This is a genomic window from Flavobacterium sp. UW10123, assembly GCF_040538975.1.
Classification (GTDB): domain Bacteria; phylum Bacteroidota; class Bacteroidia; order Flavobacteriales; family Flavobacteriaceae; genus Flavobacterium.
The window spans coordinates 296297-319978 of record NZ_JBEWQE010000003.1; the positions used below are offsets into that span (position 1 = coordinate 296297).

At 36.3% G+C, this 23682-nt stretch carries 23 protein-coding genes and 1 pseudogene; 8 read left to right on the forward strand and 16 right to left on the reverse strand.

Annotated elements, in window-relative coordinates; all coding sequences use genetic code 11:
• Positions 1–131: 131 nt before the first annotated feature.
• The 3 genes from ABXT06_RS05635 to ABXT06_RS05645 are packed head-to-tail and all read right to left on the reverse strand — an operon-like array spanning position 132 to position 5863.
• The gene (locus ABXT06_RS05635; RefSeq protein ID WP_354589867.1) at positions 132–1541 is read right to left on the reverse strand and encodes an efflux transporter outer membrane subunit; all 1410 of its coding nucleotides are present in this window, start codon (positions 1539–1541) and stop codon (positions 132–134) included.
• Positions 1538–4702, reverse strand: coding sequence for an efflux RND transporter permease subunit (locus ABXT06_RS05640; protein WP_354589868.1), 3165 nt, complete (start codon positions 4700–4702; stop codon positions 1538–1540). The genes ABXT06_RS05635 and ABXT06_RS05640 overlap by 4 nt, the downstream gene beginning before the upstream one ends.
• A 27-nt stretch (positions 4703–4729) precedes the next feature.
• Positions 4730–5863 (reverse strand): efflux RND transporter periplasmic adaptor subunit, encoded by a 1134-nt coding sequence (locus ABXT06_RS05645; protein WP_354589869.1) that lies wholly within the window; start codon positions 5861–5863, stop codon positions 4730–4732.
• A 58-nt stretch (positions 5864–5921) separates the two neighbouring features.
• Between ABXT06_RS05645 and ABXT06_RS05650 the strand changes: the two genes are divergently transcribed.
• The gene (locus ABXT06_RS05650) at positions 5922–6212 is read left to right on the forward strand and encodes a hypothetical protein (protein WP_354589870.1); all 291 of its coding nucleotides are present in this window, start codon (positions 5922–5924) and stop codon (positions 6210–6212) included.
• A 101-nt stretch (positions 6213–6313) separates the two neighbouring features.
• Here ABXT06_RS05650 and ABXT06_RS05655 read toward each other — a convergent pair whose 3' ends face one another.
• From ABXT06_RS05655 to ABXT06_RS05670, 4 genes are all read right to left on the reverse strand, one after another.
• Complete coding sequence (locus ABXT06_RS05655) at positions 6314–7069, reverse strand: LytR/AlgR family response regulator transcription factor (protein WP_354589871.1); 756 nt, start codon at positions 7067–7069, stop codon at positions 6314–6316.
• 5 nt (positions 7070–7074) lie between these two features.
• On the reverse strand, positions 7075–8169 hold the full coding sequence (locus ABXT06_RS05660) for a sensor histidine kinase (protein ID WP_354589872.1): 1095 nt from the start codon (positions 8167–8169) through the stop codon (positions 7075–7077).
• A gap of 38 nt (positions 8170–8207) precedes the next feature.
• The gene (locus ABXT06_RS05665) at positions 8208–9254 is read right to left on the reverse strand and encodes a beta-ketoacyl-ACP synthase III (protein WP_354589873.1); all 1047 of its coding nucleotides are present in this window, start codon (positions 9252–9254) and stop codon (positions 8208–8210) included.
• Between the two features lie 615 nt (positions 9255–9869).
• A complete protein-coding gene (locus tag ABXT06_RS05670; RefSeq protein ID WP_354589874.1) occupies positions 9870–10703 on the reverse strand; it encodes a universal stress protein in 834 nt (277 codons plus the stop codon).
• A 216-nt stretch (positions 10704–10919) separates the two neighbouring features.
• Between ABXT06_RS05670 and ABXT06_RS05675 the strand changes: the two genes are divergently transcribed.
• The 7 genes from ABXT06_RS05675 (at position 10920) to ABXT06_RS05705 (ending at position 15450) form a co-directional block, all read left to right on the forward strand.
• Positions 10920–11504 carry a Crp/Fnr family transcriptional regulator gene (locus tag ABXT06_RS05675; protein ID WP_354589875.1) on the forward strand — a complete coding sequence of 195 codons (585 nt, stop codon included), beginning with the start codon at positions 10920–10922 and terminating at the stop codon, positions 11502–11504.
• An 86-nt stretch (positions 11505–11590) separates the two neighbouring features.
• Positions 11591–12124, forward strand: coding sequence for a YceI family protein (locus tag ABXT06_RS05680; protein WP_354589876.1), 534 nt, complete (start codon positions 11591–11593; stop codon positions 12122–12124).
• 12 nt (positions 12125–12136) lie between these two features.
• Positions 12137–12358 (forward strand): tautomerase family protein, encoded by a 222-nt coding sequence (locus tag ABXT06_RS05685; RefSeq protein ID WP_354589877.1) that lies wholly within the window; start codon positions 12137–12139, stop codon positions 12356–12358.
• Between the two features lie 19 nt (positions 12359–12377).
• The gene (locus tag ABXT06_RS05690; protein ID WP_354589878.1) at positions 12378–13118 is read left to right on the forward strand and encodes an SDR family NAD(P)-dependent oxidoreductase; all 741 of its coding nucleotides are present in this window, start codon (positions 12378–12380) and stop codon (positions 13116–13118) included.
• A gap of 17 nt (positions 13119–13135) precedes the next feature.
• The gene (locus ABXT06_RS05695) at positions 13136–13510 is read left to right on the forward strand and encodes a nuclear transport factor 2 family protein (protein ID WP_354589879.1); all 375 of its coding nucleotides are present in this window, start codon (positions 13136–13138) and stop codon (positions 13508–13510) included.
• A 6-nt stretch (positions 13511–13516) separates the two neighbouring features.
• On the forward strand, positions 13517–14578 hold the full coding sequence (locus ABXT06_RS05700; RefSeq protein ID WP_354589880.1) for an NAD(P)H-dependent flavin oxidoreductase: 1062 nt from the start codon (positions 13517–13519) through the stop codon (positions 14576–14578).
• 482 nt (positions 14579–15060) lie between these two features.
• Positions 15061–15450, forward strand: coding sequence for a DoxX family protein (locus tag ABXT06_RS05705; RefSeq protein WP_354589881.1), 390 nt, complete (start codon positions 15061–15063; stop codon positions 15448–15450).
• 335 nt (positions 15451–15785) lie between these two features.
• Here ABXT06_RS05705 and ABXT06_RS05710 read toward each other — a convergent pair whose 3' ends face one another.
• The 9 genes and pseudogenes from ABXT06_RS05710 to ABXT06_RS05750 all read right to left on the reverse strand — a co-directional run.
• Positions 15786–16553: a LytR/AlgR family response regulator transcription factor gene (locus ABXT06_RS05710; RefSeq protein WP_354589882.1), complete on the reverse strand. Its 768-nt coding sequence runs from the start codon at positions 16551–16553 to the stop codon at positions 15786–15788.
• Positions 16534–17550 carry a sensor histidine kinase gene (locus ABXT06_RS05715; protein ID WP_354589883.1) on the reverse strand — a complete coding sequence of 339 codons (1017 nt, stop codon included), beginning with the start codon at positions 17548–17550 and terminating at the stop codon, positions 16534–16536. The genes ABXT06_RS05710 and ABXT06_RS05715 overlap by 20 nt, the downstream gene beginning before the upstream one ends.
• Before the next feature lie 329 nt (positions 17551–17879).
• Positions 17880–18617, reverse strand: a complete 738-nt coding sequence (locus tag ABXT06_RS05720; protein ID WP_354589884.1) for a DUF1223 domain-containing protein — start codon at positions 18615–18617, stop codon at positions 17880–17882.
• A 105-nt stretch (positions 18618–18722) separates the two neighbouring features.
• Entirely contained in the window at positions 18723–19133 is a 411-nt protein-coding gene (locus ABXT06_RS05725; RefSeq protein ID WP_354589885.1) for an organic hydroperoxide resistance protein, read from the reverse strand.
• Between the two features lie 124 nt (positions 19134–19257).
• Positions 19258–20244, reverse strand: a complete 987-nt coding sequence (locus ABXT06_RS05730) for an alpha/beta fold hydrolase (protein ID WP_354589886.1) — start codon at positions 20242–20244, stop codon at positions 19258–19260.
• 507 nt (positions 20245–20751) lie between these two features.
• Positions 20752–21162: a cupin domain-containing protein gene (locus tag ABXT06_RS05735; protein WP_354589887.1), complete on the reverse strand. Its 411-nt coding sequence runs from the start codon at positions 21160–21162 to the stop codon at positions 20752–20754.
• Between the two features lie 124 nt (positions 21163–21286).
• Positions 21287–22594, reverse strand: a complete 1308-nt coding sequence (locus tag ABXT06_RS05740; protein WP_354589888.1) for an epoxide hydrolase family protein — start codon at positions 22592–22594, stop codon at positions 21287–21289.
• A 580-nt stretch (positions 22595–23174) separates the two neighbouring features.
• Complete coding sequence (locus ABXT06_RS05745; RefSeq protein WP_354589889.1) at positions 23175–23597, reverse strand: hypothetical protein; 423 nt, start codon at positions 23595–23597, stop codon at positions 23175–23177.
• A pseudogene (locus ABXT06_RS05750) lies at positions 23593–23682 on the reverse strand (adenosylcobinamide-GDP ribazoletransferase); the annotation flags it as partial. The gene ABXT06_RS05745 and the pseudogene ABXT06_RS05750, both read right to left, overlap by 5 nt.

Here is a 23682-nt window from a genome sequence, read left to right on the forward strand (position 1 = left end):
AGCCATAATTAGTACAAGGTTATTTTCTAGAATAATTTTCCGTTGCGCCATTCTTTTTTAATTCAATTCAAAAAGAAATTCACCACTTCTATAATCGCTTACAGAAATGGTGAATCATCAAAAATTAAGTATTACTCTACTCCGCCTCCTAAAGCACGGTACAGGTTAATTGCTGCATTCAGTTTTTCGAGTTTTATGGTTACCAGATCCAATTCGTTTTGTAGCGAACTGTTCTGCGCTGCAATTACTTCAAGATAATTCGCCATTCCGCTCTTGTAAAGCAAACCAGCATCTGAAGTCGCTTTGTCCAACGATTCTGCTTTATTTTTTGCTAAAATGATACGTTCATCAGCATATTTTAATCTCGACATCGCATCATTTACTTCGCCAACTGCTGTTATAAATGACTGTTTAAATTGTACAACAGCTTTTTCTTGTTCTAAAACAGCCACTTCATACGCCGTTCTTAACGCTTTTTTTCTAAAGATAGGTTGTGCTAAATTGGCTGCAATAGTTTTGGTAATTGAACCAGGAAAATCAAACCAATTTTCAAATTCAAACGAATTCACTCCAATAGACGGATTCAAACTTAAAGTCGGATACATCGTTGCTTTTGCCAATCCTGTTTTTGCAGTGGCAGACATAACCGCATATTCGCTAGATTTTACATCTGGTCTTCTGCTTAAAAGCGAAGCTGGGATTCCTGTTGGAAAAATAACCGAAACTTCTGCCGCATCAATATTTCCTGCTCTTTCAATCTTATCTGGATATTCTCCGCATAAAATCTGCAAAGCATTTTCTTGAACTGCAATATTCGCTTTCGCTAAAGGCACTAATAATTCGGCTGTTTTTTTCTGCGCTTCGGTCTGATTTACAGCCAAAGAACTTATTGAACCCGATTTGTACTGCAATTGCATCATGCTCAAAGTATTGGTGCTCAATTCAATATTTTTTTCTGCAATTTTAAGCTGTTCATCTAAACCTAAAAGATTGTAGTACGACTGCGCTACTTGAACAATAATTCGAGTTTTTAATGCCGAAAGATTCTCTTTTTGAGCAAAATACGCTGCTTTGGCATCTCTTTTCTGCATAGCTGCTTTTCCCCAAATATCTACTTCCCACGAAAGGCGAAGATTGGCGCTGTAATCGTCCATATAGTCTTTACCAATAAACTGCTGACTCAACGATCCGTTCAAAGAGTTTTTTGATGGATAAGCACGACTGGCGCCTGCATCAAAATCAAGCGTTGGCATCAAAGATAGTTTGGCTTGTTTGTAGTTAAGATCAAGCTGTTCCATACTCTTCATCGCAATAATCACTTCATTGTTTTTTACTAAAGCTTTTTCAATCAAAGCAACCAATAAAGGATCTTTATAATAGTTTTTCCACGGAAGCAAAACCGTATCTCCAGTAACCGCGACTTCTTCGCGGTATTTTTCTGGAGCTTGCAAATCTGTACGAGAATATTTTTTTCCTACTACACACGATGTCATGATCGCTCCAGTAAGTAAAACCATTCCGATTTTATATAGTGTTTTCATTCTAATTCTTTTATCGTTTGAACTTGAGTCGCGATTTTCTTTCTTGATACTTTTTCTTGTAAATACTGGAATACAATGAAAAGCAACGGAATCACAAAAATTCCCAAAATAACACCGCTAAACATTCCAACTGCCGCGCTGACACTGATCGATCTGTTTCCAACTGCAGTTCCTCCAGAAGCAAACATCAACGGAATCATACCTACAATGAAAGCTAGCGAAGTCATGATAATTGGTCTTAACCTAGATTTTGCCCCTTCAATAGCTGCATCGATTATGGTTAATCCAGCGAGACGTCTCTGCAAAGCAAATTCAACAATCAAAATCGCGTTTTTAGCCAAAAGTCCAACAAGCATAATTAATCCTACCTGAACGTAAATATTGTTATCTAAACCAACTGCTTTAATTCCAGCGAAAGCTCCAAGAATTCCTGTCGGGATAGAAAGCAATACCGCAAGCGGCAATAAATAACTTTCATACTGTGCTGCCAGTAAGAAGAATACAAACAATAGACATAATCCAAAAATGGCAACAGTCTGGCTCCCTCCTGCTTTTTCCTCAAGACTTAAACCCGTCCATTCGTAAGTGTAATCAGAAGGCAGTTTATCTAAAACTTGTTCTAGATTTTCCATAATTTGTCCGTTACTATAACCAGGTAATGCCATTGCTGTAATATTTACCGAATTGTAAAGATTATAACGGTTTACCGATTCTGGCCCATACACTTTGTGGAATTTCACAATCGATTTTACAGGAACCATCTGCATATCAGCATTTCTCACGAAAATTTCATTAAACGCATCTTCATCCATTCTAAAAATACCATCGGCTTTGACATTCACACGGTAAAACTTACCAAATCTCGAAAAGTCAGCTGATTGATCTCCCGCGAAATACGTTTGAATATTTCCTAAAAGATCTTTGATATTTACACCCATTTGGCGCGCTTTATCTTCATCAACTTCCAATTCCAATTGCGGATAATCGGCTCTAAAAGTTGTGTATGCGTATTGAACTCCTGGCTGTTTCATAATCTGTGCGATTACTTTATCAGACATTGCCTTTAAAGTTTCTGGACTTCTCGCCATTCTGTCTTGCAGCACAATCTCAGCACCACTTGTAACACCGAATCCTTCTACTGGAGGCATTCTGAAAACCATGATCTGACCTTCTTTAATTTTAGCCAGTTTTCCGCTAACGATATTCATTATTTCTTCAATATCCTTAACTGCTCCTCTGTCTTTCTTTGGTTTTAGTTTTATAAAACCTAATCCATACGCTGGACTGGAACTGTTGCTCAAAATATTGAAGCCTGTAATACTCGTATTAACATCAATTGCTTCTAAAGGAGCCAATTCTTTTTCCAATTTCTGAATTACAGCTGTAGTACGAACAAGTGCTGTTCCTGGCGGCATTGATAAACTGTACACCATAAAACCGTCATCTTCAAGAGGCACGAAACTTTTTGGCGTAGACATCATGGTATAAACCGCAATTGCAGTTATTCCCGCAACTAATCCCGCGGCAAGCCATTTTCTTCCAATTAAGAAACGAACACCTTTGATATATCTTCCCGTTAAATTGTTGAAACTTGTATTGAATCCAACGAAAAAACGGTCTTTGAAACTTGTTTTATGTTCATTACTATCTCCATGTTTATGTCCGTGATTTTTCAGCAAAAGCGCACATAATGCAGGTGTTAACGTCAAGGCATTTACAGCTGAGATAATAATCGCAATCGCCAACGTATAAGCAAATTGTTTATAGAAAATCCCCGAAGATCCTGTCATAAATCCAATAGGAATAAATACTGCTGACATCACCAAAGTAATCGAAATTACTGCTCCCGTGATTTCTGCCATTGCGCTGTGTGTCGCTTCTTTGGCTGAAATTCCTTCGTCTTCTTCCATTTTACTGTGCACGGCTTCGACCACTACAATGGCATCATCGACTACAATTCCAATCGCAAGAACTAAAGCAAAAAGCGTTAGGATATTAATGGTAAATCCGAAAACGAGCAGGAAGAAAAATGTTCCCACAATCGCAACTGGAACCGCAATTGCTGGAATAATCGTCGAGCGAAAATCCTGAAGGAAAATAAAGACTACGATAAATACCAGAATAAAAGCTTCTAATAAAGTTGATTTTACCTGTCCTGTTGCTTCGTCCAATCTCTCTTTGGTACTCATTACGTTAACGTATTTGATACCTGGAGGAAAAGATTTAGATAATCGTTCTACTTCTTTATTGATTCCGATTTCAATGTCATTTGCGTTAGAACCCGAAGTCTGTAAAATGGCCATTGTAACGGCATTTTTACTATTCGATTTGTTGTCCCCGCTATACGAAAGAGAACCAAATTCTACTCTCGCTACATCTTTCAATCTTAAGACATTGCTTCCAACGTTTTTAACGACAATATTTTCGTATTGCTCTGGCTTGTTCTTTTTTCCTTTGTAACGAATTACGTATTCTAAAGCTGCCGAAGATTCTTCTCCCAGTTTTCCTGGTGCCGATTCTAAACTCTGTTCTGCAATTGCCTGAGTTACATCTGAAGGAACCAAACCTGCATTGGCCATTCTACGTGGATCAAGCCAGATTCTCATCGAATAATCTTTTACCCCAAAAATCTGAACCTGCCCTACTCCAGGAACACGTTTCATTTGAGGCACTAAGTTGATATTCGCGTAATTCTGCAGAAACAACTCGTCGTATTTGCTATTATCATCTGTATACAAATTGAAAATAACAATCATACTATTCTGCTGTTTCGAAGTCGTTAATCCCATACGGATAACTTCCTGAGGCAGTTTTGGAGTGGCCTGCTGCACTCTGTTCTGCACGTTTACCGCTGCCTGATCTGGATCCACACCTTGTTTGAAAATGACACTGATCGAAAAAGATCCGTCATTACTTGCAGTAGATTTGATGTACTGCATGTTTTCAACTCCGTTAATCTGCTCTTCTAAAGGCGTTACCACCGAACGAATAACGGTTTCACTATTTCCTCCTGGATACGAACCGCTTACCATTACCGTTGGTGGCGAAATATCTGGAAATCGCGTTACCGATAATCGGGTAAGACCTATAATCCCCAATATAACCAGTACAATAGAGATAACTGTGGCCAATACTGGCCTGTCTATTATTTTCTTTAACATGGAAATGTTATTTTATTAAATGAAAAATTATTTACTGCTTGTATTTGCAGTGGCGATTTTTGGAACGACTTCCATTTTATCGTAAAGCATGTCGATGTTATTCAGCGCTACTTTATCTCCAGATTTTAATCCAGATTTTACGAAATAATCAGATCCGGCACTTCCAGCGATTTCAATTGGAACCATGGCTACTTTATTGCCTTCTTTTAAAACAAAAACAAAAAATTTATCCTGAATATCTTTTACGCTCGCCATCGGAACTGTAATTACAGATGACAAGCTTTTGTTCAAGACAATTCTTGCAGAACCTCCAGAACGCAATTCTTTTTTCGGATTTGGGAAAATGGCTTTTAAAGCAATTGTTCCTGTTGCACGATCAATGTTTCCGCTGGCAACTTCTAGTTTTCCTTTTTGATCGTACTCGCTGTCATCGGCCATAATTAAACTCACGGTCTGATTGTTTTTTGCGTCTTTTGAGAAAGCCAAATAATCTGCTTCTGTCAAAGAAAAATATACAAATACGCTATTAATCTCCGAAAGTGTAGTTAATGGAACGGCATCGTTTGGTGTAACTAAATTTCCGATACGGTTGGGAATACGGCTAATATAGCCGCTTACAGGAGCTTTAATCAAAGAGAAATCGGCATTTAACTGAGATGATCCCAAAGCGGCTTTTGCTTGTGCTACTTGTGCTGTTGCGGCTTCGTAATTGGCTTGTGCGGTTTTTAACTGCATGTCTGAGAAAACTTTTCCTTCAACCAAAGGTTTGATTTTCTCTACTTCCAATTTCGCATTTGCCTGATTGGCTAAAGCGCTTTTATAAGCTGCACGGCTATTATTTACTTGTTCGGCATATACATCGCCTTTAATCTTAAAAAGAGATTGTCCTTTGCTTACATAATCTCCTTCTTTTACGTAAATAGCTTCAAGATAACCAGATACTTGAGCTTTTATATCAACGTTTACAGAACCTTCAACTGTTCCTGGATATTTCTTTTCTACTTCTCCTGTTGCCGAATTGGTCTGAAGAAAATCTACTTCTGGCTTTGGAGGAGCCATTTGTGCATCGCCGCTTTTCCCACATGAAGAAAGGGAGACCATTATCAATAAAATTGCAATTTTGGCAATTGCGTTATTATTTTTAAAAAACTGTTTTGTCATTTTACTTTTCATTTTTAAATGAATTACCTCAAATTTGGCAGCAAAATAAAGGCGTAAAATGGCTTTTTTAGGGGAGAAATTTACCCAAACGACATTTTTTGATACTGAAACGTTGGCTTGGGTTTATGCCACGAAGGCGCTAAGGCGCGAAGTTTTTTTAAGAATAAAGGAAAAGGAATCTCGCAAAGACGCAGAGTCGCAAAGTTTCTTTTTGCCACAGATTAAAAGAATTAAAGAGGATTTTTTTTCTCGAAGATTAAGCGTATTCTTTGTCATCCTGAGGAACGAAGGATCACACAAGAAGCTCGACAAAGATTATCCGCCCTACTTTGCGGAATTACGAATGTGATCCTTCGTTCCTCAGGATGACAAACTGGTTGTAAACCAAACTTTTCACCAGAAAAGAAAAACCTCTGAACCTTTGTTACTATGAACCTTTGTACCTAAAACCTAACGATCCATCCACTGCTTAAAGAAAGGCGTTTTTTCGCGGCTAATGATTACCTCTCGTTCGGGATCTAGTTTTAGTTGGATTTTAAGTTTTGCGTTGAAGTAGTTCGCGATAGATTTGATGCTTTCTGCACGAATGAAAAACTGGCGATTGGCACGGAAGAAAATGTTCGGATTTAACTCTTGTTCCAACTCTTCCATGGTTTGCGGAATCGAGATAATTACACCAGATTTAAGAAATAAATTACTGGTTTTAAATTCCGAATAGATGAAGTCGATATCGGAAACATCTACACTTTTGTAGCCGTCACGATACGTTACCAAAAAGCGCATTCTGAATACTGGCTTTTGTATAAGTTCTTTTAGAATTCCAGCGATATTGGTCACGCTGGCTTCATTTTTATTTAAAGATTTGAATTTGGTTAAGGCAAATTCCAATTCGCTTTTTTCGATGGGTTTCATCAAATAATCGATGCTGTTTACCTTAAAAGCACGAATTGCATATTCGTCATAAGCTGTAGTAAAAATGACTGGACAAGTTATGTTTATTTCATCAAAAATAGCAAAACTTAATCCGTCTGCTAGGCGAATATCCATTGTAATTAAATCTGGGGATGGATTTGAATTGAGCCATGCGACAGTATCTACAACGGTATCAATAATGCCAAGAATTTCACAATCGGGTTCTAGCTCTTCTAGCAGTCTTTTTAGCCTGCTTGCATTAATACTTTCATCTTCTACAATTAAAATTTTCATAACTCTTAAATTAATGGCAGACGCACTTCATAATAGCCGTTTGATTCGTTAAAAACAGGCATTTTTTGAGATAGAATTTTATAACGGAATTCGATATTTTTATTTCCAATTCCCGTTGAAACCAAAGTTTTTCCAGCGGTTCTCTGCAAATTATTTCGAACGATAATATCCCCAGAATCTGAGAAAACAGTAATGGTAAGCGGATTGGCTAAAGTTGCCATATTGTGCTTTACAGCATTTTCTACCAATAACTGTAAAGTTAAAGGCGGTAAATGAAGGGCTAACGAAGCAGCATCAACTTCAATTTTCAAGTCGATTTTTTCGCCAAGTCTTTTCTTCAATAAATAAAAATAAGCATTCAGGAATTCAATTTCCTCTTTTACGGTAATGGTATCTTTATTTGAATTTGAAATCATATAACGATATACTCTCGTTATATTTTCTAAGAACGAAGCCGCTTCTTTCTGATCGTCATAAATCAATTCTGTCAAAGTGCTGAAATTATTGAACACAAAATGCGGATCTAATTGCATTTTTAAGGACTCTAATTTCGAACGTGTTACAGCTTCTTGAAGTTCTGAGGCTTTAACCTTTAATTCAGCTGTTTCTATAGCGTTTAAACGCCATCTGTTCAATAAAAATATTCCGGTATGAATGGCACTTATAAAAAGCGAAATAATGGCTGCCATGATTTTGGATTGCCAAATAGTAACCAAATCATTTTCTTCTAAAGCTGTGCACGGGTATAAATAATCCCAAAGCCACGAAAAAAAGTAATTAAGAAGAATATTTCCTGCAATTAAGCAGATAAATTGGGCAATGGCCCTAAAAGCGGGATTCTGTTCCCAGCTTATGTAATAGTTTAGTTTTCGGCCAACAAACAAAGTCAATTCTGTAAGTATGGCGCAATACAATAAAATAATGAAGATGTCGAAGGTCTGATCTAAATCGAGCAAACCTTCTTCTTCAAAATTTCTATACGGATTTAGAAAATAATACGATGAAAGATAGACCAAAAAAACGGCTGGAATTACTATAACTCTGTAGTATTTATAGAAAAAATTCTTGCCTGATTTTTTATTTTGGTTCTTTCTACCCATTTATTCCCTCAACTGTAAAATTGAAAAATCCTATTTTATTAGTGCTCCACTAGAACACCTTCTTCCTTGTTATCGGCTTTAATAGTTTCAACTACTTTTTTCTCGCGCATAACGCCCCATTTCAAGCAGGTTGCACCCCAAGAGAACCCTGCTCCAAATGTAGTAATCAATACATTTTGACCTTCTTTGAAATCATCTTTGAAGTCCCATAAACATAATGGAACTGTTGCAGATGTTGTATTTCCGTAACGATCAATATTTACTTTTACTTTTTCAAAATCAATACCTAAACTTTCGCCTACAGCGGTAATAATTCTCAAATTTGCCTGATGTGGAACTACCCAATCAATTTGATCAGCTTCTAATTCATTTTTTGCCAAAGCATCTTGCGAAACCTGGCTCATTGCAGCAACGGCTCTTTTAAATACAAAAGCTCCGTCTTGTTTTAAATAGTGCGTTCTGTGCAAAAGACTCTGCATAGAAGTTGGATTTCTAGAACCTCCAGCTGGAACAGCTAAAGAAGAAACACCGCTTCCGTCAGTTTTAAGAATTGTTTTCATTAAACCTGCATCAGATTCACTTTTTTCTAATAAAACTGCACCTGCTCCGTCTCCAAAAAGAATACAAGTATTACGGTCTTCATAATCTACGATCGAGCTCATTTTATCTGCTCCAACGATGATTAGTTTTTTATAGCGACCGCTTTCGATCATGTTTGCTCCCATTTCTAGCGCATATAAAAATCCGCTGCAAGCTGCATTCATGTCAATTCCAAAAGCATTTGTAAGCCCGCTTTTATCGCAAACAATACTTGCTGTTGGAGCCAAAATGTGATCCGGAGTTGCTGTTGCCACCAATAAGGCTTCTATTTCCTGGCGATCTACATTATAATTTTCGATAAGATTTTCAATCGCTGCTGCGGCAAGATCAGATGTTGCTGTGTCGTCGTCTGCGATTCTACGTTCTCTAATTCCAGTTCTTTTGATGATCCATTCCTCCGATGTATCAACTGTTTCTGAAATTTTTTTATTGGTCAGAATTGATGATGGTACGTAACCACCTATAGCTGTAATTACTGCGCTCATTGTTTTTTATTTTTTTTAAGCTTTGTACTCTTAGAACCCAATGCTTACTACTTTTCTCTTCTTTTTGACAGGCTCATGACAGGAACAAAATATTTTTAGAGCCAATCGCAGGAAACCTATTGATGTTCCATAAAAGCTGATTAAATCTTCTGGCAATAACTTTTTTTGAGGAATTAATGTTTAAAAAAACCTTAACAAACTAAAAACAGTATACAAAATCCAATTAAAATAAATTAAAAACCTATACAAAGTGTTCTCTCGGTATTACTTTGTACAGAACCTTTAATTTATTTTATTTTTAAAATCATACAATGCGGTTTCAGTTTGCAGATAATTCCCAATTTTGGCTGTTGCCATACTGATAAAAAAACCTATCTGCATTACGTTTTTAGAGTGCCACAAAATTAATTTAAAAATATCTGAAACAAGCAGACAATTAAGAATAATTAACAAAACTGTCCGAAATGTTAAGATATAATTTTGAAATTCGGCAACTAGCCCCAAAAATTATAGAATCCCTAAAATCAAAAAAAATCTGTTAAATTTTATTTTGATAGTATTTCTTCAAAAAAACATTATAATTTTTATGTCATTATTTTTAAATCAAATCAATCTTTAATAATTCGGAAACGACAATAATGGGATATCAAGTCCCGCTGCCAAGATTCTAGTTTTGCTTCTGTGAACCAAAGAATCCCAAAAACCGTATTTTTGAGGCACCATAATCAGAAGATTGGCCTCATAATTTTTAATTTCTTTCTTAATTTCGTTAATAACAGCATTCGATCTTACTGTTTTATACAAATATTTAACATCTTCAAATTCTTTCTCAAGATTCGAATGCATCAAAATTCTATGCTGTTCTTCTTTCAAATCATCCAGTTTATCATCTACAGTAAAAAATTCGATTTCGGCTTCAAAATCTCCTAAAGCATTTTTGATCCAGCTGAACTTTTTAATAGCCGAAAAACTTAAGCTGTCACAAGCATATAAAACCTTTCTTATATTAAGGAAACGCGCGTTTTGAGGAACAGCCAAAACTGGAATCTGCAAATTTTTAATCGCTGTTGTAGTAGAATTTCCTAATAATTCCTGCTCAAAAGAACGCTCCGCCATTCCCATTACCACAACATCAGCGTTTGTTTCTTTAATGATTCTAGGAAGTTCGTCTTCTAAAAAAGAATACGTACAGATTGCTGCCGTTTCAATTCTATACAAATCGGCTGTTTCCTTTGCTAATTTTTCTAACCTAGCAATTGCTCGATCAATCTGCTTTTGCATGGCATCTGCCGTTATATGTGAGTTTGCGCTGTGTACGCTCAGAGAAAATGAATTAAATAAAATCAATTTTGCGCCAGTAGCCCTTGCAAGTCCTGCTGCATAAGCAACAGCGTTATTGGCAATGTCAGAAAAATTTGTCGCGGCGATTATAGTAAGAGGTGAATTCATAAAGTAAATAATTAAGCTTTCTGCAAATTTCTCTAATTTACTGCTTTTATTTTTTTTTATATCACCGAATAATCATTTTTTACGACCCAACCGTAAAATTTCATTCCTGAAAAAATAGCCTTTCGCTTTTTGTTTCTTACTTTAAAAACGATCTAAAATAATCAAGCCAAACCGTTTTAATATTTAGTATTTTTACTCTTTATAAAGATTTGGAAGATGGACGCAAAAAGTCTCTTAAAAGAACATATTTCTAAAATTGCTTCGCTAACAGACGAAGAATTCGAGTATTTCTTTTCGCATTTTAAAACAGAAACTTTTAAAAAAGGGCAAACTGTTATTAGCGAAGGTCAGAATGTTGACAAAGAGTATTTTGTTGTTTCTGGCTGTCTAAAATCTTTTTATGTTAATGATGAAGTAAAAATGTACATTCTGCAGTTTGCCATGCCAACCTGGTGGGCATCTGATTACGCGGCACTTTACAACAAAACCAAAGCAACAATTAATGTAGATTGCATTTCGGATGTCGAAATTCTTTCTCTTTCCAATAATGATCGAGAGAAAATCTGTAGAGAAATACACGAAGTAGAGCATTTTTTTAGATGGAGAACCAATCGCGGTTATGTGGCTTCTCAGAAAAGGCTGCTTTCTTTTATGAATAACAATACCAAAACGAGATACGAAGAACTGCTGGCTCTCTACCCTGCTTTATACAATACTGTTCCCAAACATTTGATTGCGGCTTATCTCGGGGTTTCGAGAGAAACTTTAAGCCGATTATATAACGCTTCCAAAACACATTGACGAATGTGATCTACATCACGTAATAAACTTCTAAAACCGCCATTACTTTGTACCATAAATTAATAACAATTTAAAAGTACAATATAATGAAAACTCAAAATTTTAAAATTTCGAACACACAAAGTCAAGTAAACTGGATTGGAAAAAAAGTTACTGGACAACACAACGGAACAATCAATATTGAAGAAGGTAATTTTACTTTTTCTAATAATGAACTTACTGGCGGAAATGTCATAATTGACACAACTTCCATCAAAATTCTGGACGTTACAGATCCAGCAACCAATCAGCAGTTTGCTGGACATTTGGCTTCTGATGATTTCTTTTCTACAGACAAATTTCAAACAGCATTTTTAGACATTACGACTGTTTCTAAACAAACGGAATCAGATTATTTCGTTGAAGGCAATCTTACGATTAAAGCGATTACACATCCAATTGGTTTCAATTTAGAAGTAAAAACCAATAACGATGAATTGAAAGCTTCTGGTAAAATCATCATTGACCGCACTAAATACGATATGAAATTCCGTTCTGGAAATTTCTTTACCAATCTTGGCGACACTCTGATTTACAACGAATTTGAACTAGACGTTAACCTTACAGCAAAACTTGCTTAACACTTAGAAATCATGCCATACGTAAAAATTGAATTAACGAGAGAAGGCGTTACCAGAGAACAAAAACAACAGCTGATTTCTGGTATTACAAAACTAATCACTGAAGTTTTAGACAAAGATCCCAATCTAACTCATATTGTCATTCAGGAGATAGAATTAGACGATTGGGGATTTGCTGGAGAACAAGTTTCGGTATTGCGTGAAAAAGGCGTTACCGCTCAAAGAAAAAAATAACTTTAAGAATAAGAAAAAAATGAAAACAATCATAATCACCGGTGCCTCTACAGGCATCGGTAAAACAACTGCACAATTATTTTTAGAAAAAGGCTACAATGTAGTCATCAACTCAGCCAATCTGGACAATCTGCAAAAAACCTTTGATGAATTAGGTCATAAAGATCAAGTGGCAATGGTGCACGGTGATGTAAGTCTTATTGAAACAGGAAAAAATTTAGTCGAAACTGCCTTAAAACATTTTGGAAGTGTAGATGTATTAATAAACAATGCAGGAATTTTTCAGCCAAAAGCATTCTTAGAGGTTGAAGAAAAAGACTTGGATCGTTTTTTAAGCATCAATTTAAAAGGAACTTTTTTTACCAGTCAGGCAGCGGTAAAACAAATGCTTTTACAAGGCGAAGGTTCTATCATCAACATCGGAACAGTATTAGTAGATCACGCAATTGACGGATTTCCTGCTACTGCACCTATCTCAAGTAAAGGCGGAATTCATGCTTTTACCAAACAATTGGCAACAGAATTTGGAAAAAACAACATCCGAGTGAATGCAATTGCTCCTGGAATCATAAGAACACCACTTCAAGCAAAAACAGGTGTAGATGACGCAGACAGTTTGGCCGGACTTCATTTATTAAATCGTATTGGGGAAACCAGCGATGTGGCTCAATTGGCGCTTTATTTGGCCGAAAGTAATTTTGTGACAGGAGAAATCATTAATTTAGATGGCGGTCACGTTGCCGGTCACAGCATTCAGTAATTTTAAAAAAAGAAGCTATGGAAACTTTTGGTACAAATGCAGCACTAATTACCGCTGTACTCATGAATTACTTTAACGGAATTTACAACGGTGACATAACTACCTTAAAAAGTGCTTTTCATCCTAAAGCAATTGTCGCTGGGGACATCAACGGACAGCCTTATTTTAAAACCGTAGATGAATATCTTGAAGGTGTAAAAAACCGTAAAAGTCCGAAAGAATTGGGAGAAGATTTCAAAATGAAAATCCTATCTTTAGAAATTATCAATAACACAGCTATTGCTAAAGTTCAGGTTCCAATTTTTGATTACAATTACTACGATCAATTGAGCTTTGTTATTGTTGATGGTAAATGGATTATCATTAATAAATTACTAACAAACGTAAATTAAAATACAATGTGGAATTCAACCAAAATAACACAATTACTAGGTATTGAGTATCCAATTTTACAAGGTCCGATGGGCGGCGGTTTTTCAACTGCCGCTTTATTGGCTGCCGTAAGCAATTCAGGCGGATTAGGAAGTTATGGTGCTTATACCTTAACTCCAGACGAAATTCGCGAAGCAGGAAAAGAAATCAAAAAAGCCACATCCAAACCGTATAACATCAATTTATGGGTAAATGACGTCGATAAAAGCCTGATTGATTATTCACCTGAAAAACTAGAAAAGATCAAACTGCTTTTCAAACCTTATTTTGACGAATTAGGGATTCCGCTTCCTGATCTTTCTTCTGATATTCCTTCTAAATTTGAAAAACAGGTAGAAGTTTTATTCGAACTTAAACCTGCTGTTTTTAGTTTTATTTTCGGAATTCCATCAAAAGAAATCCTCAAAGAAAGCCGAAAACATGGAATCAAAACCATTGGAGCCGCAACCACTTTAGAAGAAGCACTCGCTCTCGAAGATGCTCAAGTTGATGCTATTATCGCTGCAGGATTTGAAGCCGGAGGTCATAGACCATCGTTCTTAAAACCCGCTCAAGATTCTTTTACAGGTTTATTCACCCTTGTACAGCAACTAAAAGCTAAAACCAAAACACCAATTATTGCGGCAGGCGGAATTATTGATGCTAAAGGAATAAAAGCCGCCATGGCTCTAGGAGCCGATGCTGTACAATTGGGTACCGCATTTATGGTTACGGATGAATCTGGTGCAGCTCCGATTCATAAAGAAATGCTTTTTGCCAATCCAAATATACCTACCACCGTTTCTAAATCATTGACAGGAAGAATGGGCAGAATGATCAGCAATACCATTTCCGACGCTGTTCCTTTTGAAACCGAAGTATTGCCATTTCCGCTTCAAACCAAATTGATTGCTCCTTTAAAAGTGGCTGCACTCGCGCAAGGAAGAACCGATATGGTTAGTTTTTGGTCGGGACAAAACAGTGGTAATTTAAAACATCATAAAGCTAGTGAACTGATGCAGGCTTTAATTGCTGAAATGTCTGCTTAGATTTTTACCGCAAAGTGCGCTAAGTTTTTTTGTTTTTGATTGTGTTTTTAAGTTCGCAAAGCTTTGTGTGGAAATATTATGGCTTTTAATCTCGCAAAGTCACAGAGTCGCAAAGTTTTATTTCTCGCAGATTTTAAATGATTTAAGCAAATCGGTGCAGATTTTTAAATAATTAAAATGAAATCTGCTAAAATCTGCTAAATCTTCGTGAAACAAAATCCTTTTAATCCCAATAATCTGTGGCTTTAAAAATAAAATCCTTTGCGACTCTGCGACTTTGCGAGATTATAAAAGACAAAGCTTTGCGAACTTAAAATCTCCAGCATTTATAAAAAAACCTTAGCGCACTTTGCGTTAAAAAACACCACCCTGCAACCTGTCCAGTTCATCCTGAAGTTTGTCCGTTTCAACAAGTTTCTGATTTCGTTTTTAAGGCTTTCAACGCACATTTGTACCGTTAAATAACTTTAAATATCAAAATTATGAACTCAAAAACAACAAAAATTATCTATTGGACAGGCACAGTATTAACTTCTTTATGGTTTGGCGCAAGCGGTTTCTTCGAATTGACAAACAATCCATTGGTTTGGGGAATCACACAACAATTGGGTTATCCGGCACATTTTATCTACATCTTAGGTGTTTTCAAACTAGCAGGAGTTATTACGCTTCTAATTCCGAATAAATTATTACGATTGAAAGAATGGGTTTTCGCAGGTATATTTTTCGACATCATTTTTGCTTTCTTTTCAAAAATTGCGGTCTTAGGCTTTGGCGCTGCGACCGATGCCATTGTAGCCTTTGTGATGGTCAGCGTTACTTATGCTATGTATAGAAAATTATACACGGCTACTTATACTCCAGCGGAGTAAAATATTTATAAAACTTCAAGAAAAACAAATAAAAAAGCTCCAGCGAAGCGACATACAGATCTTGAGAAATATGTCACTCCTCCGGAGCTTTATATTGTAAATGTTTATTCTTTGCTATAAATATTTTGCTTCTCCGAAGCTTATTAAAAAAAGAGCTTTCCTGTTTTGAAAACTCTTTCACAAATTTTATTTCACTTTAATTTCTTCCAATGAAAAAAGTCATTCTCATTTTCTGTTTCATTTTATCAGCTTTGTTTTTTATAAGCTGTTTTATGTTTCCTGGATTATAAAATCAAAGCCAATTAATTTATCCGAATCAACGATGAATTAATTGGTTATCTATTTTCCAGCCAGCTCAAAAATGCTGTTGCTTTTTCTTTTCCAACCAAAATTTTTTCTTCAGTTGGAACACTTAATTTTACCAATATCTTTCTCGAGAAATAATGTTCTGCTTCTCTTATAGCCGAAAAATTAACCAAATACTGTCTGTTAACCCTAAAAAACTGAATTGGTGATAACAGTTTATGAACATCGTCCAGAGATTGCGTTAACGGATATTCATTTTTATCTAAAGTCATAATTGTTGGCGTTTCATTTTTGATATAAAAAAACGCAATATTCTCCGTTAAAACCGTTTGATATTTATTGTTTTTGAAAACCAAAAAGCTGCTTTTCCCTTTATTTTCGCCATTTCGCGTCAGCAAATAATCAAAATCGGGCATTACTTTTTTATTTCTTTGGAAGAAGTTTTTCAGTTCTCCTGCTTTCTTTAAGGCTTGCGAAATGCTTTCTCTTGAAAAAGGTTTTAAAACATAATCAATTCCGTTTGATTTAAAGGCGTCGATGGCATAATCATCAAAAGCGGTACAAAAAATAACAGGCGATAAAACCTCAACATTCTTAAAAATCTCAAAACACTGACCGTCTGCCAGCTGAATATCCATAAAAATCAAATCGGGCTGATCGTTTTCTGAAAGATAATCGACCGCCCCGTCAATGCTTTGTATATACGACAAAATCTGAACATCGGGTCTGATGCTCAGAATTAGCTGGCCAAGTGCTTTGGCTGTTTTTACTTCATCTTCAATTATAATGATAGTCATAATTAAGTGGTATTTTTACTTTAAAGGTAGTTTCGTCTTTGTCAATTTCAATTTCTTTATGAATCAGGTGCATAAAACGCTGGTTGATATTATCTAAACCAACACCTGTAGACACGGCGCCTCTTTTGAGCTGAATTTTATTTTCGACCACTAAAAACTCATTTTCTGTATAGAGTTTTATTTTCAAGGGTTTATCTAAAGAAACGACATTGTGTTTGATGCAGTTTTCAATCAATAATTGCAATGTAAAAGGCGGAATTGCCGAATCGTACTGTTTTGGATTAACTTGATTTTCTAAAACAAATCCGTCTTCAAAACGAGCTTTCAGCAGATAAACATACGAATCTAAAATCTGAAGTTCTTCGCTTAGCGGAATCAAATCCATTTTTCGGCTTTCGAGCGTAAAACGATAAAAATCGGATAATTTCAAGATAAAGTCTGAACTCTGCGGGTCTTGAATATCAACCATAGATTTCAGCGTATTCAAACTATTGAACAAAAAATGCGGATTTACCTGTTGTTTCAATAATTCGTATTGAGCGCCAAGATTTACGGCTTTGGTGCGTTCTAGTTCGACTCCCATTTGTTGTGTTTGATAGTTTTGAAAAAGCAGATGCAAGAACATATACACAATCAAATTGATTAAAACTCCGCGTAATTCGAACATGATTGGCGCATCCATTTTTGAAACCTGAAACAACTCCTGATGCGCAATTACCAGAATCACCATCAAGACAATCCCAAGAATAACACTCAGCAAAAGTTTCCAGTTAAACAGACTTTTATTGGCATGATTAGCAGAAAATTTGGGCAAACTGTAAATGTTGTAGTACCATATAAAAAGGGAAAACAACAGCGTAATCGAAGAATTTATAATAAGATCTCCAGGTGTAGAATCGGCATCAAATAATTTAGGTATCGAAGCCATAACCGCCAATGCAACCGAACTTCCCCAAATGACTTTGAGCGAAACCTGAAAACGTTTTGTTTTTTCCATAGTTGTAGTTTAATAGTCAAAGATAGTTTTATTTGAAAAAGATTTCATGCAGATTTTATAGGATTTTAGCAGATTTTGAAGATAATTTCGATTTCCTTTTTTAATCTCGCAAAGACGCGGAGTCGCAAAGTTTTTATCCTCTTTTTTTGTCATTTCGAGGAACGAGAAATCTTCGTGAGTAACTCGACAAAGGTTGGAGAAATTCTGTGCGGAGCTACTTGTGAAGATTTCTCGTTCCTCGAAATGACAAACAGTGCAAGCAAAATAGAATCAAAAAAAAATCTACAAATTCTGCTAAAATCCTTTTCAAATCTGCGTGAAACAAAAAACTAAGCTCTCTTAACCCCTAAAATAACACCAGAATCCGCATCTTGAACAAAGCCAATTATTTCAAAACCTTGTGCATTATAATTTTTAGGAAGAGAAATTGTAGCGGTTCCTTTCTTAGCTTTATTCAAATTAACAGTCTGCAATTGACGCACGATTTGATAATGCGATAAAACCCTATTCGCATTCTCCCCTCTTCTAACATTGCTTATTGCTTCTTTCTGAACAACCGCAAGCAATAAACGGCTATTTTTTGAAGTGCTTTCCACATTATACTGTACTGAAAGTACATTCGAGTTTTGAGCAGTTTCTAAGCTTAAATTAGTCAAAGCAGGTTTCGAAAGTGCCGATTTAATTCCGTTTCGAAGACTCGTTTCCTGAGAACCGATATAATCTGTTTTTCCGTTAATGATCACCTGAGGCGTGTAGATTGGTTCTTTCCCCATAAACTGAGCGTAATCGTATTGCCTTTTGGTAAAATCGGCATTGCTGAAAATATCTTTCCAACCCTGTTTGTCCCAATAATCAACGTGATAAGCCAATACAAAAACGTTTTTATCATGGTATTCGTTCTGAATTTTTCCCAACAATTCGTCTGCAGGCGGACAACTTGAACAGCCTTCTGAAGTATATAATTCCAAAAGTGCAAAGCCTTTTTTATCTGCGTTCTGACTGAAAACGCCATTTCCAATCAAAAGAAACAACATTAAAAAGCCAGTTAATAATTTTATTTTTTTCATAATTTCTATTTGTTAAACCTGACAGGTTTTAAAAACCTGTCGGGTTTGTTGAGAGTTAATTTTTGCATCAACTCCTAACTTATAACTTATTACTCTTAACTTTTCTTAAAGAATATTAATCTCAACGTTTATATTTCCTCTAGTTGCTTTAGAATATGGACAAGTCTGATGCGCTTGAGCTGCCAAAGCTTCTGCTGTTTGGATATCAATTCCTGGAAGGCTAATGTTTAATCTTGCCTGAAGAGAATATTCGCCTTCGGTTACACATAAATCAACCTCAGCGTCTACTGCAGTTTCAGCTGGAAGTCGAACTCCAAGTTTAGAAGCCGCAATTCCAAGTGCCCCAATAAAACAAGCCGACCATCCCGCAGCAAACAACTGCTCTGGATTTGTCCCCGGACGTGAAGACCCCGGCGAACTTAATTTAATATTCAATTGTTCATCTGAACTTTGAGAAGCTCCTTCTCTACCACCTGTTGTATGTGTTTTTCCTGTGTATAAAACTTTTGTATTCATGTTATTAATTGTTAATTGTGAATTATTAATTGTCAATTTTTAAATGCTTAATGTTTTTATTGCTTTGTGGAATGTAAAAGTGAAATGCTAGAATAATTAACCATTCACCATTTACAATTCACCATTATTTAGAAACGTCGATTATCGCCTGAGCAAAAGCTTTTGGATCTTCTTGTGGAACATTGTGTCCAATTCCTTTTAAAATTCTGTGTTCATATTTTCCTGTGAATTTGCTTGCATAGGCTTTTCCATCCGCGAAAGCGCCATCAAAATCACTTCCTATTGTAATGCTTGGAACTTTAATTTCTGGTCTTGCAGCAAGGCGTTTTTCCAGATTATCGTATTTAGTTTCGCCCGCTTCAAGAGATTGTCTCCATCTGTAATTGTGAATCACAATTGCTACGTGATCTGGATTATCAAAAGACTGAGCGGTTTGATCATAAGTGGCTTTATCGAAATTCCATAGCGGAGAAGCGATTTTCCAAATCAGTTTATTGAAATCGTAGGTGTTTTGAGCGTAACCTTGTTTTCCTCTTTCGGTTGCGAAATAATATTGGTACCACCATCCTAATTCAGCTGTTGGAGAAAGCGGTTTTAAGTTCGCTTCCAAATTCACTACAATATAACCGCTTACAGAAACCAAACCTTTTACACGTTCTGGCCAAAGTGCCGATACTGCAACAGCTGTTCTCGCTCCCCAATCAAATCCGCCGATTACGGCTTTGTCTATTTTTAGAGCATCCATAAAAGCGATAATATCACTTGCTAAAGCTGCCTGCTGACCGTTTCTGAAAGTATCTTTTGAGAGGAAAGTCGTTGTCCCGAATCCGCGTAAGTAAGGTGTAAAAACGTGATAGCCTTTTGAAACTAAAATTGGAACGACTTCATTGTAACTGTGAATATCGTAAGGCCAGCCATGAAGTAAGATTACCGGAGTTCCGTTTGACGGACCTGCTTCTGTATAACCTACGTTTAATAATCCTGCATTAATTTGTTTTAAAGTTCCAAGTGAATTATTTACTTCAATTGTTTTTTGTTGTGAAGTTTGTGCTTGAGTTAAAGCTACATTCATAAAAAGAATAGCGATTAGAATTTTTGATAGTGTTTTCATAATTTTTATTTTTTGATTAGTTGATTATCAGTTAATTTCTTTGTCAAAGGTATCTTGACAATGCTTGTTTTAAAAGGTAAAAAAAGGTGAAGTGGACAAAGTTGAGGGTGAAATGGACAGGCTTTGTTTTTTAACCACAAAGGGTGCTAAGAGTTACGCAATGTTCGCTAAGTTTTTTACAAAGCTTTGAACTTAGTTGTTTTTGCCACAGATTAAGAGGATTAAAAAAGATTTAATAATCTGTGCTAATCTTTAAAATCTGTGGCTAAACTTTCAACACAAAGCTTTGCGCTTAGTTTTTTTGCCACAGATTAAGAGGATTAAAAAAGATTTCATAATCTGTGGAAATCTATTTAATCTGTGGCTAAACTTTAAGCTCAAAGCTCTGTGAACTTAAAGACTCTAGACATTTATCTCAAACAAAACTTAGCGCCCTCTCCGAAAATCCTCTACGTTCTTTGCGTTAAAAAACTACCCGCATTTCAACTTGAAACCTGAAACCCCAAACTATTTCTTCATAGTCAAAATAGGTTTTCCTTTTTCTACGATATAAGTTGCCAGTTCAGATGCTTTATCATTTGTATTATTTTTAGCTGAGTGCACCACACCAGCTGGAATAAAAAGTACTTCTCCTGCTTTTAGCGTTACAGGTTCTTTGCCTTCAATTTGATATTCTAGTGAACCTTCAACAACATAAATGACTTCTTCGCCTGGATGAGAATGTTTCCCAAAAGCCGAATGTCCGTCAAAATCGATTCTCGCTTGTACCATTTCTTTTCCCGGAGTACTTAGATCGTGTTTTTGCAAATCGATGCGTTTTACTCCTTGCGCTGCAATCTGATTCGGAACTAAAAGGGCAATGATTCCTAAAACTATAATTGCGATAATAACCCATGTTTTTTGTTTTTTCGTTTCCATGATTTTTCTGTTTTTATCTTGAATACCTTTCAATTATTCCACGCAGATTTCAAAAGATTTTTTAAAATAAAATCTGCGCAGAATAGCTTGAAACTATCTTACAATATGTTTAATAAAATTTCAATTAGTGTTTTCCTCTTAAACTTCTAAAAGCATCACGAAGTTCAACTGTAAAAATTTGTGGTTCTTCCCATGAAGCAAAATGACCGCCCTTATTTACTTCATTGTAATAAGACAAGTTTTTGTATGCTTTTTCAGCCCAGCTTTTTGGGGCTTGATAAATCTCTCCAGGAAAAACCGTTATTGCTACCGGAATTTTAATATCAGCCGTTTTCTGTTCGAAAGCATTAAAATTGTTATTGTTATTTTCCCAATACAATTGAGCCGAAGAATTAGCTGTATTAGTAAGCCAATACAATGAAATATCGTCTAGCATTTCGTCTTTTGTAAGTGATTTTTCGGCATTTCCTCCGCTGTATGTCCATTCGTTGAATTTATCCAAGAAGAATGAAGCCAATCCTACAGGAGAATCTGTCAATCCGTAACCTAAAGTCTGAGGGCGCGTTACCATCATTCCGGCATAACCACCGCCTTTTGTATATAATTTATTTAAAGAGTTAAAGGCAGCTTTTTCTTTAACGGATAATCCTGCAGGAGCTGGATCACCGTCTTTTAATGCCTTAGCAACATCAGCAGGAACAGTCGCAGGCATATTGACATGAATTCCTAATAAACCTTCTGGAGCTTGGCGTGCCATGGCATCTGCAACTACAGAACCCCAATCACCACCTTGCGAAACATAGTGTTTATAGCCTAAACGTTTCATTAAAACGTCCCAAGCATTTCCAATTTTCTCTGGCCCCCAGCCTATTGCTTTTGGCTTTTCAGAAAAACCGTAACCTGGCATCGACGGAATCACCAAATCGAAAGCGTCTTCTGCTTTTCCTCCGTAAGAAGTCGGATCTGTAAGCGGTCCAACCACTTTTAAAAGTTCAAAAACCGAACCTGGCCAGCCATGTGTAATAATCAGAGGCATTGCATTTTTGTTTTTCGATTTTACATGAACAAACTGAATATCCAATCCGTCTATATTGGTTACAAACTGAGGCAAAGCATTTAGTTTGTCTTCGGCTTTATGCCAATCATAGTCCGTTCCCCAATATTTTACAAGACTTTGAATCTGATTCAGTTTTACTCCTTGCGACTGATCCTTTACCGTTTCTTGATCTGGCCATCTTGTAGCATTGATGCGATTGCGAAGATCTGTAATCGCTTCCTCTGAAACACTGATGTGATAAGGGCGAATTAGACTTACGTCATTTTTAGTTTGTTTGTCTTTATTCTGTGCAAAAGAAGCCGATGCCAACAACATAAAAGTTCCTGTTGCAATTGTTTGTATAAATGAATGTTTGTTTCTCTGAAGTGTTTTCATTTTTTTTGATTTTTAAATTAGTGTTATTCGTTAATTTCTTTGTCAAAAGTATTTCGATAACCCTTCTTACGAAATCAGAAAATAGTTGAAACGGACAAACTTCAAGGTGAAACGGACATGGTGTGATTTGTGAGATGTGAAATGCGAATGGTTTTACCGCAAAGAACGCAAGGATTTTTGCTTATAGGACTTTGTAAAAGCGCAAAGAACGCAAAGCTTTGTCTTTATTTTTTTGCCACAGATTATTCGGATTAAAAGGTTTTCTTAATCTGTGCTAATCTTTAAAATCTGTGGCTAGAATAAAAACTCACAAAACTTTGTCTTTATTTTTTGCCACAGATTATTAGGATTAAAAGGATTTTCTAATCTGTGTTAATCTGTAAAATCTGTGGCTAAACAAAAAAAAACGCACGCTTTACAAATAAAACTTTGCGATCCTGCGTCTTTGCGAGATTAAAAAAAACCTTGCGAACCTTGCGAGAATCCTTTGCGCTCTTTGCGGTTAAATAAACTGCAAAAAAAAATCAGGATTAGCGTTTTACCACCATCCTGATTTTCTGAATTAAAAATAACCTTCGCTTTATCTTCTTCCTCTAAAGCCTCCGCCGCCTCTGAAACCGCCACCGCCGTTAAATCCACCGCCACTTCTTTGAATATTTTGGAAATTTCGGGTTTGCATTTCTCCGCGATCTCTCGAAATAGCCGAACGGTCTAAATCATGTGTAACATCAGGACGTCCAGCTTCACCAAGCGGTTTATTTGGCTGTCCGAGCGTTTGATCTGCTTTCGGGAAATTATCTCGCATTCCATCACCCATTCTAGTTTCACCTCCTAGATTTTGGTTGTCGCGCTGCATACGTTCTCCAGCTCCATTTGCACCAAGCCCTTGATTATCGCGTTGAATCCTCTCTCCTGCTCCATTTGCACCAAGACCTTGATTATCGCGCTGAATTCGTTCTCCAGCTCCGTTGGCTCCAAGTCCCTGATTTGGTCTATTCACCAATGGCGCTGTCTTTCATAATCATTAAGATTTTTTCTTTAGTCCAGCCTCCGCCAAAACCATCACAGACGTCAGCAAATCCATCTTC

What these genes read in the sequence shown, in the direction of transcription:
- ABXT06_RS05675 (WP_354589875.1), top strand. Translation starts at nt 10,920, where the DNA reads ATGGACGCAAAAAGTCTCTTAAAAGAACATATTTCTAAAATTGCTTCG.
- ABXT06_RS05660 (WP_354589872.1), bottom strand. Translation starts at nt 8,169, where the DNA reads ATGGGTAGAAAGAACCAAAATAAAAAATCAGGCAAGAATTTTTTCTAT.
- ABXT06_RS05640 (WP_354589868.1), bottom strand. Translation starts at nt 4,702, where the DNA reads ATGTTAAAGAAAATAATAGACAGGCCAGTATTGGCCACAGTTATCTCT.
- ABXT06_RS05700 (WP_354589880.1), top strand. Translation starts at nt 13,517, where the DNA reads ATGTGGAATTCAACCAAAATAACACAATTACTAGGTATTGAGTATCCA.
- ABXT06_RS05695 (WP_354589879.1), top strand. Translation starts at nt 13,136, where the DNA reads ATGGAAACTTTTGGTACAAATGCAGCACTAATTACCGCTGTACTCATG.
- ABXT06_RS05650 (WP_354589870.1), top strand. Translation starts at nt 5,922, where the DNA reads ATGGCTTTTTTAGGGGAGAAATTTACCCAAACGACATTTTTTGATACT.
- ABXT06_RS05665 (WP_354589873.1), bottom strand. Translation starts at nt 9,254, where the DNA reads ATGAGCGCAGTAATTACAGCTATAGGTGGTTACGTACCATCATCAATT.
- ABXT06_RS05685 (WP_354589877.1), top strand. Translation starts at nt 12,137, where the DNA reads ATGCCATACGTAAAAATTGAATTAACGAGAGAAGGCGTTACCAGAGAA.
- ABXT06_RS05690 (WP_354589878.1), top strand. Translation starts at nt 12,378, where the DNA reads ATGAAAACAATCATAATCACCGGTGCCTCTACAGGCATCGGTAAAACA.
- ABXT06_RS05655 (WP_354589871.1), bottom strand. Translation starts at nt 7,069, where the DNA reads ATGAAAATTTTAATTGTAGAAGATGAAAGTATTAATGCAAGCAGGCTA.
- ABXT06_RS05705 (WP_354589881.1), top strand. Translation starts at nt 15,061, where the DNA reads ATGAACTCAAAAACAACAAAAATTATCTATTGGACAGGCACAGTATTA.
- ABXT06_RS05720 (WP_354589884.1), bottom strand. Translation starts at nt 18,617, where the DNA reads ATGAAAAAAATAAAATTATTAACTGGCTTTTTAATGTTGTTTCTTTTG.
- ABXT06_RS05710 (WP_354589882.1), bottom strand. Translation starts at nt 16,553, where the DNA reads ATGACTATCATTATAATTGAAGATGAAGTAAAAACAGCCAAAGCACTT.
- ABXT06_RS05635 (WP_354589867.1), bottom strand. Translation starts at nt 1,541, where the DNA reads ATGAAAACACTATATAAAATCGGAATGGTTTTACTTACTGGAGCGATC.
- ABXT06_RS05730 (WP_354589886.1), bottom strand. Translation starts at nt 20,244, where the DNA reads ATGAAAACACTATCAAAAATTCTAATCGCTATTCTTTTTATGAATGTA.
- ABXT06_RS05680 (WP_354589876.1), top strand. Translation starts at nt 11,591, where the DNA reads ATGAAAACTCAAAATTTTAAAATTTCGAACACACAAAGTCAAGTAAAC.
- ABXT06_RS05715 (WP_354589883.1), bottom strand. Translation starts at nt 17,550, where the DNA reads ATGGAAAAAACAAAACGTTTTCAGGTTTCGCTCAAAGTCATTTGGGGA.
- ABXT06_RS05735 (WP_354589887.1), bottom strand. Translation starts at nt 21,162, where the DNA reads ATGGAAACGAAAAAACAAAAAACATGGGTTATTATCGCAATTATAGTT.
- ABXT06_RS05725 (WP_354589885.1), bottom strand. Translation starts at nt 19,133, where the DNA reads ATGAATACAAAAGTTTTATACACAGGAAAAACACATACAACAGGTGGT.
- ABXT06_RS05740 (WP_354589888.1), bottom strand. Translation starts at nt 22,594, where the DNA reads ATGAAAACACTTCAGAGAAACAAACATTCATTTATACAAACAATTGCA.
- ABXT06_RS05645 (WP_354589869.1), bottom strand. Translation starts at nt 5,863, where the DNA reads ATGACAAAACAGTTTTTTAAAAATAATAACGCAATTGCCAAAATTGCA.
- ABXT06_RS05670 (WP_354589874.1), bottom strand. Translation starts at nt 10,703, where the DNA reads ATGAATTCACCTCTTACTATAATCGCCGCGACAAATTTTTCTGACATT.